The organism is Anaeromassilibacillus sp. An200, from assembly GCF_002160025.1.
GTDB classification, from domain to species: Bacteria; Bacillota; Clostridia; order Oscillospirales; family Acutalibacteraceae; genus Caccousia; species Caccousia stercoris.
The window spans coordinates 1-11,467 of the sequence record NZ_NFJU01000017.1; the positions used below are offsets into that span (position 1 = coordinate 1).

General features: G+C 47.6%; 10 protein-coding genes and 1 tRNA gene. 2 read left to right on the plus strand and 9 right to left on the minus strand.

Annotated elements, in window-relative coordinates:
• Nucleotides 1-147: 147 nt before the first annotated feature.
• Nucleotides 148-224 (minus strand) — tRNA-Met (locus tag B5F35_RS09735).
• Nucleotides 225-473: 249 nt separating this feature from the next.
• Here B5F35_RS09735 and ptsP point away from each other — a divergent pair.
• On the plus strand, nucleotides 474-2,153 hold the full coding sequence (gene ptsP, locus B5F35_RS09740; protein ID WP_087240436.1) for a phosphoenolpyruvate--protein phosphotransferase: 1,680 nt from the start codon (nucleotides 474-476) through the stop codon (nucleotides 2,151-2,153).
• Entirely contained in the window at nucleotides 2,150-2,998 is an 849-nt protein-coding gene (locus B5F35_RS09745; protein ID WP_087240438.1) for a mechanosensitive ion channel family protein, read from the plus strand. The genes ptsP and B5F35_RS09745 overlap by 4 nt, the downstream gene beginning before the upstream one ends.
• A gap of 39 nt (nucleotides 2,999-3,037) precedes the next feature.
• On the opposite strand, the gene B5F35_RS09750 is transcribed toward B5F35_RS09745, so the two are convergent.
• From B5F35_RS09750 to B5F35_RS09785, 8 genes are all read right to left on the minus strand, one after another.
• Nucleotides 3,038-4,444 (minus strand): S41 family peptidase, encoded by a 1,407-nt coding sequence (locus B5F35_RS09750; protein WP_087240440.1) that lies wholly within the window; start codon nucleotides 4,442-4,444, stop codon nucleotides 3,038-3,040.
• A 29-nt stretch (nucleotides 4,445-4,473) separates the two neighbouring features.
• Nucleotides 4,474-4,926, minus strand: a complete 453-nt coding sequence (locus tag B5F35_RS09755; RefSeq protein WP_087240442.1) for a GNAT family N-acetyltransferase — start codon at nucleotides 4,924-4,926, stop codon at nucleotides 4,474-4,476.
• A 65-nt stretch (nucleotides 4,927-4,991) separates the two neighbouring features.
• Nucleotides 4,992-5,690, minus strand: coding sequence for an ADP-ribosyltransferase (locus B5F35_RS09760; protein WP_087240444.1), 699 nt, complete (start codon nucleotides 5,688-5,690; stop codon nucleotides 4,992-4,994).
• A gap of 8 nt (nucleotides 5,691-5,698) precedes the next feature.
• Complete coding sequence (locus B5F35_RS09765; RefSeq protein ID WP_087240446.1) at nucleotides 5,699-6,982, minus strand: GNAT family N-acetyltransferase; 1,284 nt, start codon at nucleotides 6,980-6,982, stop codon at nucleotides 5,699-5,701.
• Between the two features lies 1 nt (nucleotide 6,983).
• Nucleotides 6,984-7,607, minus strand: a complete 624-nt coding sequence (locus B5F35_RS09770) for a GNAT family N-acetyltransferase (RefSeq protein WP_087240448.1) — start codon at nucleotides 7,605-7,607, stop codon at nucleotides 6,984-6,986.
• A gap of 38 nt (nucleotides 7,608-7,645) precedes the next feature.
• A complete protein-coding gene (locus B5F35_RS09775; RefSeq protein ID WP_087240450.1) occupies nucleotides 7,646-8,494 on the minus strand; it encodes a hypothetical protein in 849 nt (282 codons plus the stop codon).
• 466 nt (nucleotides 8,495-8,960) lie between these two features.
• Nucleotides 8,961-9,587 carry a DUF6037 family protein gene (locus tag B5F35_RS09780; RefSeq protein ID WP_242969467.1) on the minus strand — a complete coding sequence of 209 codons (627 nt, stop codon included), beginning with the start codon at nucleotides 9,585-9,587 and terminating at the stop codon, nucleotides 8,961-8,963.
• A 122-nt stretch (nucleotides 9,588-9,709) separates the two neighbouring features.
• Entirely contained in the window at nucleotides 9,710-11,380 is a 1,671-nt protein-coding gene (locus tag B5F35_RS09785; RefSeq protein WP_087240454.1) for a recombinase family protein, read from the minus strand.
• Nucleotides 11,381-11,467 lie beyond the last annotated feature (87 nt).

The window sequence follows — 11,467 nt, forward strand, 5'->3', positions numbered from 1 at the left end:
TGCAGTTGACCGACCGCAACTTTATTTTACCAGAAGGTTTTTTCATTATATAATTTCTTTTACTCTCCCCGGCCTAGCCGGGGGTTGTCGTTTCGCTAAAGCATATTAATGCAAAAAAACCGGTCAATCCTTTGATTGACCGGTTGGTGGTTGCGGAGGCAGGATTTGAACCTACGACCTTCGGGTTATGAGCCCGACGAGCTACCGGACTGCTCCACTCCGCGATATTTCCGCTCAGGAATCTCTCAAACGTCGTTTCCCTTAGCGCGTAAATAATTATATGACTTTTCATTGGAAATGTCAAGCATTTTCAAAAAGTTTTTTTACCCTTCCTGAAATGATGCTTTTTCCACTAAAAAAGAATGGATTTTCATATCCATTTTTGCTATACTTGAAAAAGAAAATACAAAGAAACGCAACTTTTCCCGGCCTTTCCTCTTAGTCAGAACCGGGAAAAAGATGGGGGGATCGGAATGATTACGCTCAACGGGATTGGGGCCAGCCCCGGAACAGCCGAAGGAACCCTCTTCTGCTATCACCGCAAGGTTTACGCCGGTCCGCCGCGCCCGATAGGAACCCCGCAGCAGGAGCGGGAACGCTTTCGGGCCGCGCTGCGGCAAGCGGATCAGCAACTGCGCCAGCTCTTTCTGGATACGGTGTCCGACGCTGACGAGGAGTGTGCAAAGGTGTTTGAGATACATCGCATGATGCTGGAGGATCAGGATTACCTGCAAGCCGTGGAGGACAGAATCAATCAGGGGGAGACCGGCGTAGAAGCCGCCGTTGAGGAAGTCTCCCGCCTTTTTTCCAACGCTTTTCTTGCGATGGATTCCGCTTACATGCAGGCGAGAGCGGCGGACGTGCAGGACGTTTCCGCCCGCCTTCTGCGCATCCTGCGCGGCGAGGAGGAGAAACCGCTCTCCCTTCCCTACCCCGTCATTCTTGCCGCCGAGGATCTGCATCCGAGTGAAACGGTTCAGCTCGACAAAAAGAAACTGATTGCCATTGTCACGGCACAGGGCTCCCGCAATTCCCACACCGCCATTTTGGCTAAAACCATGGGGATTCCAGCTATTGTGCGGCTGGGAGACGCTGTCGTGGAGGACATGCACGGAAAGCACGCTGCCGTTGACGGCAATGCGGGAACACTGTGGATTGAACCCACCGATTCCATCTGTCAGATGGTTCACGAAAAGACTATGGACCTCAATGAACGCCGCCAGCAGCTCCTGCAATATAAAGGAAAGCCATCTGTGACCAAAGATGGCATTTCCGTGCATCTTTTTGCCAATGTGGGAGCTGTGGAGGACTGTGAAGCGGCGGTGGAAAACGATGCGGAAGGCGCGGGCCTGTTCCGCACGGAATTTCAATATCTGAGCACTTCCGCCTGTCCCGGTGAGGAGGAGCTGTTCCGCCTGTACCGCGCGGCCGTTCTGGCCATGCAGGGCAAGCCCATCACTTTCCGCACACTGGATATCGGCGCGGATAAGCAGGCATCCTATCTCGATCTTCCTCAGGAGGAAAATCCGGCTATGGGCCTGCGGGCCGTCCGGCTGTGTCTGACACGCCGCGATCTGCTGCGCACCCAGCTGCGTGCGCTGTATCGCGCGTCGGCCTTCGGCCCGATCTCCATCATGGTGCCGATGATCGCTTCCGTCTGGGAAATGCAGGAAATCCGCAAGTCTGCCGCCCTGATCCGCCGCGATCTGGCCGCGGACGGGACCGCCTTTGATCCCAAGGTCCCGCTGGGCGCCATGATCGAAACCCCTGCAGCCGCCCTGCTCAGCGACGAACTTACCGCTGAATCCGACTTTTTCAGCATCGGTACAAACGATCTGACACAATACACCCTGGCCGCCGATCGGCAGAACGGTGCCATCCATCTTTTCTACGATGCACGCCATCCGGCTGTGCTCAGATTAATCCGTATGACGGCGGAAAACGCCGCAAAAGCAGGAATTCCTGTGGGGATCTGCGGGGATCTTGCCGCGGATCTCACCATGACGGATTTCTTCCTTTCTCTGGGTGTTGCATCCTTGTCCGTTCCGCCTTCCATGGTTCTTCCCCTGCGTGAACGGGTGCGCTCTCTCACGGTAGGAAAGAAACCGCAGACATCGGCGGAACCGTCCATGCAAAAGGAGGAATCAATTTGAACGGAACCCCCGAACTCTCTCTTTTCTGGAGCAGCTTTCTCACCTGGCTGCTGTCCATACTTCCCCGTCTTGCCATCGCCGCGCTGATTTTCGCGGCGGGATGGTGGGGATCCAAAATCGTTACCCGCCTGCTGCACCGGGCGATCACACGCGCCAAGGTTGACGCGGGCGTGACCACCTTTCTGTCCTCTCTGCTGAGCATTCTGATCAAGGTCATTGTAGCCATTATGGCAATCGCTCAGCTTGGAGTGGATGTGACCTCGCTGATCGCGGCGCTCGGTACCGCCGGACTGGCGGTTGGCCTTGCCATGAAAGACAGCATGAGCAATGTGGCGAGCGGCGCTCAGATTGTCCTGACCAAGCCGTTCCGTGTCGGAGACTATCTTTCCATCCCCTCTGAAAACGCGGAAGGCGTGGTGGAGCGAATTGAAATGATGTTCAGTACTCTTCGCACCTTTGACAACAAGGAAATCGTCATTCCCAATATGACGCTGATGAAATGTACCCTCATCAATTACACCGCAATGAAAACCAGACGGTTGGATTTGACCTATTCCGTCTCTTACCGGGCGGATCTCAAGCAGGTGAAAGAGGTTCTGACCCGCCTGTGCGAGGAGGAAGAACGGATTCGAAAGGATCCGGCTCCGCTCATTGCGGTCGGGGAGCACGGAGACAACGCGGTGTCCATGGTGGTCAAGGTATGGTGCGCGCTGGATGACTACTGGCCGGTTTATTACGCCATGCAGGAACGTGTCAAGCTGACGTTTGACGAAGCAGGGATCGAGATCCCCTTCCCGCAGCTCGACGTTCATTTTCCCGACGGCGGCACAGAAAAGAAATCCTGATATGAAAAAGATAAAAGGCGTATGAGCGCCTCCGCAAGCCTATGACTGGCTGCGGATCAGCTCATACGCCTTTTCCATCGCATCCTCAGAAGGGCACAAAATGTCCGGTGTAACAGGCTCACCGGTTTTCTCCGGATCGATACGCCACCATTTTTTATAGGAAACTATCAGTTTCAGCTGAGAATGGGGCAGTTGAAAGCGGAGAATATCGCCATAGCTGTCCGGCAGGTTTCCGCACGGCTCTCCGATCAGCGTTCCCAGATGATTGTCCGCTACCAGCATGGCAAAATCCATACCGGAGCTATAGGTATACACATCTGTCAGCACATACAGGTTTCCGTCAAACACACTATCCTTTTTTTCGTTTGCCGTTACCACATCGTCATAACGCTTTAAAAACCAGCCATAACGGACTGCGGCAGGCCAGCTGCGATATTCGTCCACATCCAGATAAGTCAAAAACTCGTTTGCCACCCTGGAATCGCCTCCCTGGTTGGCGCGCAGATCCACCACCACATTTTCCACGCCGGAGGAAAACACCTTTTCAAAGAATGCGTCCAGCATCTTCCGATAGTGTTCATCGTATGTGCAGGCAGGGAGTGTGAAAATCCCAACGCTGTTTTTCTCATCAATGGAATATGTCTCCCGTATCGCAAAGGTATTCGTGGTCTTTGGCTGAACAAAATCAAAGTGGATCGTTTCCTCCCCGTTTTCCGCTTGGAACGCCATATCCACTCCGTCGGAAGTATCCACCCCACACATACGCAGTTTAGACTCTCTCCAAATCATATAGTCCCAGAAACACGCTTCGGCATACTCGTCTATCTCATAGGAGGTAATTTCTTTATAAACTTCCAACACTTCCTCAGCGGGAACCCCATTGATGGACAACGGCCGTCCGGCGTCCTGAGGGACAGTGTTTTGATCGATGACAGCTCGTGCCTGTGCACTGTAAGAGTTCCACGAAACCGAGGTATGGCCGTCATGAAGCACGCCTGCAATGCGGGCCGCCATGCGGTAAAAATCCAGCACTGAAATGGACTCCCCCAGAGCGGAAAGCTCCTTTTCATACTGCGTTTCCACCAGCATATGCTTGCCGGAACCATCCAGCCAGGCCGGATGACGCTCCCGCAGGCGATCCATCATATAGTCCAGATCCTCCCGGGCCTCCTCGGCAGTAAGCACTTCATCAAGCCCTCTGGATGCTCCCATACTGTCCCTGTCCAAAGTTCCCTCGTAGGGATCCTCCTTGTGCAGAGAATCATAAACAGATGCGATAGCCTCCGCGGTGATTCGGCTTTCCAGCGTTTCCTCGTCCGAAGAAGACTCCACGGCATCATGCATACGCGGAACGATCGCCGCGCCAAGCACCAGCACAGACACAAACAGCAAAGAAATCCCCAGAACCTTCTTTTGCAGACTCAAAGGCTTTTTCGTGGAAAACATAGACTCTACACTCCTTTACACTTCCGATGTCAGAGATGCCGATACATTCTTGTCATTTGCGGTTCTCCCTCTCCCTGTACCATACACAAAAATTCCCAGCCATATTTCTCATAAAACCCGATATGATCCGTCACCAGATAGAGCGGAGAAATCCCTTTTTTCCTGCAATCCTCCACCACATAGCCAAGCAATTTCCCCGCAATTCCCCGGCAGCGGTATGCTTCCTCTGTGTAGACCGCGCACACGTTGGGCACCAGATCCTTTCTGTCATGGAAGTCATTCTCTATCACTCCCATTCCAGCCACGATTTTTTCTCCATCCATACACAAATACCAGCCATACTCCGATTCTCCGCTCAGATATGTCTGCATACAGGCAAAATAAGCCTGCTCGGGTACGCCCCATTTGCTGTGGAACCATGCGGCGGCTCTCTGGATGAGCTTCGGCTTTTCCCGCAGCGTGATAATAGACAACGTTTCCATCTCAGAGCTCCTTTTTGTCTAAAATTTTTTTATAACAGCGGATCTTTTACATTCTGAATGAAAGCTTAGATGAGTTGACATTCAAAAACTTTTTTCTGGATACTTTCATCATAATGTGGATACTCAATCAATCTCAAAGTCATGTGAGGCGGTAATAATACTTCTTCTTCACTTCGCTCAACAACAGCATTCACATAAATTCCTACGGTATCTTCAGGAACATATATTTTCAGCATATTGTTCCAGTGCGCATAATAAGAATCTTCATGAGCAATTTCTTTTAGCAAGCTTGTACTCATAAAACCTTTTTCCAATACATGGCATTCCGTTTCTTCTCTATACTTTTTTTCAAATTGATTGGCAAAGTCATCACAAACCATCCTATACAGCACTAAGTTATGTGGAATTCTGGGCGCACTGTATAAAATAATTGTTAAAATATCACTCAATTCACGATATATATGAGATTCTTTATCCACTCCATATCTCAAAAACGGATTTATCTCCTCATACATATAACCACAATAAAGTTTTATAGGGTTAACAAAGCATTTTGCTACTGTCTTATCGAAAAACTCCAAATCATCCATCGTTTTTTGATATTGCTTTCCCCACTTTTCGTAATACTTCATTCCCCAATCACGCGCTTCTTCGCAACTGGTCAATTCCACATATTCTGTTTTATTTATCATAGGACACCCCAATTTTCCATAAACTTTTTCATTTGTTTTGGTTTGAATCCACTTTCTAAAACAGCACATCATTTTTTGCTTTATCCCTCAGTTCTGAAATCTGCATTCTTCCCGGCTTCATCTCTCACGCATCCTTTGGTTTTCTCCAGTTCCTTTTCCAGCACATCCGCAAAGCGTTGTACCGGCCCCGCCAGTGTTTCCGCGTAATCAAAAATCTGCTTTTCGTTCTTGTATTCCAGCGGATGTCTGCGAATCTGCAACGTCTTTCTAAGAACATCCGGATCAGGGCAGAGATTGTTTTCCAGCGCCCAAAACCCTGCGTCGGTCTTTGCGATAATCCGGCCGGTGCGAAGCGTATAAATACACCGGGCTATATCCAGCATCCAACCGAAGGAATAGAAGCTACGTTCCGTCTTTTGCACATACTTCCGTATCGTTTCATAATGGTTTCTAACATCAGAATACAGCTCGCTGAACGCAGGCGCTTGCCATTGGTTCCGGATGTCATGACCATAGAGCAAAACACCGTTTTCCACCAACTCCAACATACCAAAACTGTCAAAACGATAGGCATCTGTCACTCGTTCGCCACTGGTTCCCCAATACACAACCCGACCGGTTTTTCCGGAAAGAAACGTCTCCTGTGTCAGCATTCCTCCCTCAAAGGAACGGTAATACAGATTTTCCGGCTCCTTTTTCAGTATTGCCTGCCGAAATCCCACAAGCTCCTGTGCCTGTTCTTCCGTGATCGGCTCCTCTGTCAATACTAGAATATCAATGTCGCTCCATCCTAACCTGAAATCATCCAAAACTGAAGAACCGTACAAATAGATGGACGGCTGATTTCCTTGCAGAATCCTGCCAATTTCATGCACCATCCTGTTAATCGCAATTTGTCTATTCCTTCGCTCCGAGCCTGCTGGATACAAAATATATTTCTGACTTGGGTAGCCCATCTCCTCAATCAGTGCATCCGCGATAAATCCAAATTTTTCATACAATGCCCTGGGAGCAGGCCCTTTTTCATCCTCAGCCCGGAAAGTGGACACCGATATTTCTTTCGCCCTGTCCAAATGACGGAGAGCTTCCTCCATCAGCATGGAAGCAGCGCCCCGCCGCCGACAGTCGGGCGAGACGGCAAGACAACATATCATATTATAGTTTTGGGAAAACAACATCACACCGGCAATTTTGTTCCCTTCCTTTACACAGATGGCTTGCTGCCTGTCCATAAATTTCAGCACGGTATCCCGATGCTCGTCCAGCTTTTCCTGTGTCTCCAGACCGGGAAAATTCCATCGGACTTCTTTTACCAACGCCATCCATGCCTCAATATCCCGAGGCGTCCCATATTCTATGCGCATATCAAACCCTCTTTCTCAAAACATGCCATACATCGTTTCCTGTAAATCCACATTTGCGGTACAGGCTTTCCGGATGAGTCGAATTCTCACACTCACCGGAGACTGTGACAAACCAGGCCATATTCTTCATCCGCCACAGCAATTCCATCACAAGGTAACATCCCAAGCCGCATCCGCGCTCGTTTTCCGATACCTGGATCCACTCCAAAATGCCTTCCCTGCATTCGCCATCCAATTCCGCAATACCAGTGGCCGCAATTTCACCGGTTTGATTGTTTCTGACAGCCAGCCACAGAGAAGGGACGTACACCGGCCGGGTTGTATAGCTTTGCAATTCCGCTTCGCTGATTTGGATACCACGGTAGCAGGCATTGATATGTTCTGCAAAATCGCGCACGGATGCGTCGCACAGCGAATACCCCTGCGGCAGCTGTGGCGCTGATACATTTTTCAAATCATGTTTGAGACGAAAATACGGCTCGTCAACGAATTGTGTGTATGCGTCCTTTTCAAACTGATTCTGATGTACAATTTTCATCCCGTCAGGAATCACGACCTGCTTTGCTTTCCAGTAAGGAAGCGACGATTCCCCGCAAGGATTTTTCAGATAGGTATCTCTCTCCATCAACGCAATCCTCCCTTTTCGCACCAAAAAACAGCGCCTCAATTCAGCAGCTGGCACAGTATCTTTCGGACCCGAAACGTACTGTCGGTAAGCCTTGCGGTTTTATCCCAACGATCGGACAAGGGAAAATAGATGCCATCCTTCGCTTTTTCTCCAAAATCCCATTGCCCGTTTCCATCCTGATTCGCATAGAGCCAGTCCACCACAAACTTCAGCTTTCCCTTTGCCTGACCGTACCGGCTGAGCACTTCGATCGCCGCCAAATAGCAGCTTGCCTCCCGGGAAGCGAATATCTCCGGCGGCCTGTTCAGCGGCTTGTCATAGATGTAAAACATGCCGTCCGGTTTTGATAAGTAATAGTCCAAAAAGAGCTCTTCCGTTTTCGGCGGCAGCACTCCAAAAAGCAAAGCGGCGTGATAGAACATCCCAAACCCTGTTTCAAATCCGCTTTTGGGCTTTCGTCCCCACCACCGCGTAAAAGCCGCCACATCATCTTCCCTGTTGTAGCAGCCGCCGGCGAAGGCTTTTTCGACAACCTGCGCCCATTCCAGCGCCACACACAGCGCGGTTTCATTCTGCGCATCAAAGATACGCAGCCATGCGGACAGCATCAGCTTTTCAAAGAAGGGCCAATCGTGTTTCTTTTCAGAATAGGAGTCTATTTTCCGCTCTCCCTTGATACACTGCTCCATCCGTTTCAGCGCTATCTGTATGACCTCGTCATCCGCTGTGTATCCAAGAAAAAGAAGCCTTCGGAGCGCCTGTTCCGTTGTATAGCTTTTGCCTGGAACCGGACGGCTCAGCGTATGAAAATTTCCCCACAGCCCATCCTCGCGGCGCATGGAAAAAATCTGCTTTGCCCATTTGCCATTTTTGCAGGATTGCATTGCATGAGCCTCCCCTGATCTTGCGCTCCGTATTTAACTTGGCAATTTCTTCTATTACACCATACTTGCGGTGAGCAAGTCGCGCAGGCCGGCTCAGCCGTTCCACACTGCTAGACCTGGAATTGCCATTGCAAAAAGCATCATTGATCTGCACACCGGCAGCTGCTCAGTGCGGAATACAGAAAGCAGCGTTTCGTTTTCCTTCACGATTTAAGTGGCAGCGATTTCCAAAAAACAAATAATCAATTTATAACAGCCTCTTTTTTGTGTCCGTTCGCAAAGATTTGGAAAAAGCTATCTGCCAGATAGCCAGCCTGTTTTCTCTATGGGGTGATTTTGCGACAATACTTTAAATATTGAAATCTTCAAAAATTTTTCAGAAGATAAGTTTTCAAGAAAAGACAAAGAGCAGGCTAAATCTAATATAGATTTCAAAGAACTTATTCTAATAAAGATAAAACCCAAATCACTTGTTTGCAAAATTTTTCAATATTGTGACATCATCTTTTTCTTTGCTAATATCTGTTGAATAACAGAAACTAATACTTGTATCGTCAGCAAAACTGTTATACAAGTTTTCTCTCAACAATTTTGTTTTATCTGAATTAAATTCACTTCTCTTCTGACCTTCCGGATTTCTTTTTACTCCAGTACAATAAATCTTATTGGGATCTTCAGAATCACTCTTACTAAGAGAAGAAATCATCGCTTTTTTCTCCAAGTCGTTTATCTTTTTCATGTCTGGTAGTTTTGTTGGAATGGAGCTCCCCAGTCTTTGTGAAAATTGTTCTAAAATATCACCTAAATTATATGCATACTCTATACCAAAATAGCTTCTTAAAGTTTTAGCGTCAATTAATAATCTATAGCTATTTGCTTCAACCTGTAGACTATCATCTATGTTATCACTTTTCATAAATTCTAACTTTACAAGCGCATATTCATTTACTTTTTTTGTTTCCACAAATCTCTTAACAAGCACAATATATTCAATTCCTTTATATCGAAAAAGAAAGTCACATATACTCCATTGCTTACTCTTCATATCATTTTTAAGAAGCCTTAAATTATTTAAATTTCCTAATTTTCCCAACTTTTCTTTCCCCTCTCCATTTGTAAAGATACAGTCACAAAAAGATCCACTTTTTTAGTCTTTTCATGATGTGTATCAATCAACACTTCCCCCGCCAAAGCTCATTTACTCTAAGTACATTATTATATGGAAAGCAAGACAACCGTCTCGACTGTACTTTCTTTGTCCCAACTCATTTCGTCGATCTCCTGACCGTTATAGAACACTGGGAACTTGAATCTGATATGCCTCAAAAATCGTCCATCCGGCAGTTCGTCCTCATAAATATCAACACGTTCCACGAAGCTGCTCAGAAACTCTTTCTTTTCAGCATCTGTAAATTTATCATACAGTTTATCAAAGTATAGCAGATATTGATACACGTTGTCACTACCCAGCTTTTGCTGGCGAATGTTTTGAATCCGCACTTCCACCTGAGCGATAGAATCTTCAATCTCGTCGATCTGGTCATAAAAATGATCCAAACGATCCTGCATATCCTGATACTTCCGGTCATAGTAGCGGTCTGTCACATCCAGACTATCCATCTGCTGTGCCAGTTTGTTTTTGGCCCCTAATACCTGCCGAAGCTGCTTGCGGAGATTTTCGATTTCCTGTTCCAACTCTCCGGTATCAATACGGGTGTTGATTTTCTGCCGAATAGCAGCTTCAAATTTCGGATTTTGTACCAGCTTTTTAATTACTTCTGCCACCGCTGCATTGACCTTATCTTCGCCCCATTGCTTTTTATATGTGCAGACATGCCCATCAACAGAGCGGCGATGCTTGCAAGTGTAGTAGAAATAGTCTTTGTATCGGGAGCCATCCTTTTTCTTCTTACGGTTGACATTGCCATACATACCGGCACCACAAATGGGGCAGCAGAGAATACCAGAAAGAAGATGTTCGTGCTCCAGGCTGTAGGTCTTTTCTCTCTTTACCCCAGTTCTTAATCGCCTGTCGTGTGCAGTGTTCCAGATTTCTTCTGACACAATCGCTTCATGAATACCATCATACAGCATATAGGAATCCTGCTTGACGATATGGTAAGCATTGCGTTTGCCGGGGATTTTCTCATTTTTCCGTCTGCCATAAGCAAGTTTTCCGCAATAAACCGGATTATCCAAAACGCCCTTGATGAATGACGCTGCAAACGCATTTAGCGTATTGTTCTGACGTTTTTTCTTTTGGTATCCCTGCTGGTTCAGCCATGCAGCAATTCCGTTGACACCCATCGTCGTGTTGATGTATTTGTCGAAAATCAAGCGGATAATCTCTGCTTCATCCTCAGCGATTTCCAGTTCTCCGTCTACCAGTTTATAGCCGTAAGGAGCAAATCCGCCGTTCCATTTTCCTTCACGGGCTTTTTGACGGCGGCCTTCCATGGTCTGCACCAGAATATTCTCTCGTTCAATCTCGGCAACAGCAGAAAGCACCGAAATCATCAGCTTTCCGCTGTCTTTGGAGCTGTCGATTCCATCTTCCACGCAGATCAGGTTCACACCGAAATCCTGCATCTTTTGCAGTGAGGTCAATACATCAGCGGCATTACGGCCAAAACGGGATAACTTGAATACCAGCACGAAAGAAACATGATCTTTTCCTTCTTCGATGTCCCGCAGCATTTGCAAAAATTCAGGACGTCCCTCTACACTTTTTCCGGATTTTCCTTCATCAGAGTATTCACCGACAATTACCATGTCCTGAAAGTCTGCATACTTGCGAAGTTTGTCTTTCTGGGCATCCAGACTGTATCCATCTACCTGCATGGAAGTAGAAACTCTCGTATAGATATAACACTCCTTTTTCTTCATTTTACGTTGCCTCCATCCTGCATCGTTATGTAAATTGTGCCACTGTCAGCGACACAATATTTTGGTTTTATGAATTACTAAAACATG

What these genes read in the sequence shown, in the direction of transcription:
- B5F35_RS09775 (WP_087240450.1), bottom strand. Translation starts at nt 8,494, where the DNA reads ATGCAATCCTGCAAAAATGGCAAATGGGCAAAGCAGATTTTTTCCATG.
- B5F35_RS09785 (WP_087240454.1), bottom strand. Translation starts at nt 11,380, where the DNA reads ATGAAGAAAAAGGAGTGTTATATCTATACGAGAGTTTCTACTTCCATG.
- B5F35_RS09760 (WP_087240444.1), bottom strand. Translation starts at nt 5,690, where the DNA reads ATGATGTGCTGTTTTAGAAAGTGGATTCAAACCAAAACAAATGAAAAA.
- ptsP (WP_087240436.1), top strand. Translation starts at nt 474, where the DNA reads ATGATTACGCTCAACGGGATTGGGGCCAGCCCCGGAACAGCCGAAGGA.
- B5F35_RS09755 (WP_087240442.1), bottom strand. Translation starts at nt 4,926, where the DNA reads ATGGAAACGTTGTCTATTATCACGCTGCGGGAAAAGCCGAAGCTCATC.
- B5F35_RS09750 (WP_087240440.1), bottom strand. Translation starts at nt 4,444, where the DNA reads ATGTTTTCCACGAAAAAGCCTTTGAGTCTGCAAAAGAAGGTTCTGGGG.
- B5F35_RS09765 (WP_087240446.1), bottom strand. Translation starts at nt 6,982, where the DNA reads ATGCGCATAGAATATGGGACGCCTCGGGATATTGAGGCATGGATGGCG.
- B5F35_RS09770 (WP_087240448.1), bottom strand. Translation starts at nt 7,607, where the DNA reads ATGGAGAGAGATACCTATCTGAAAAATCCTTGCGGGGAATCGTCGCTT.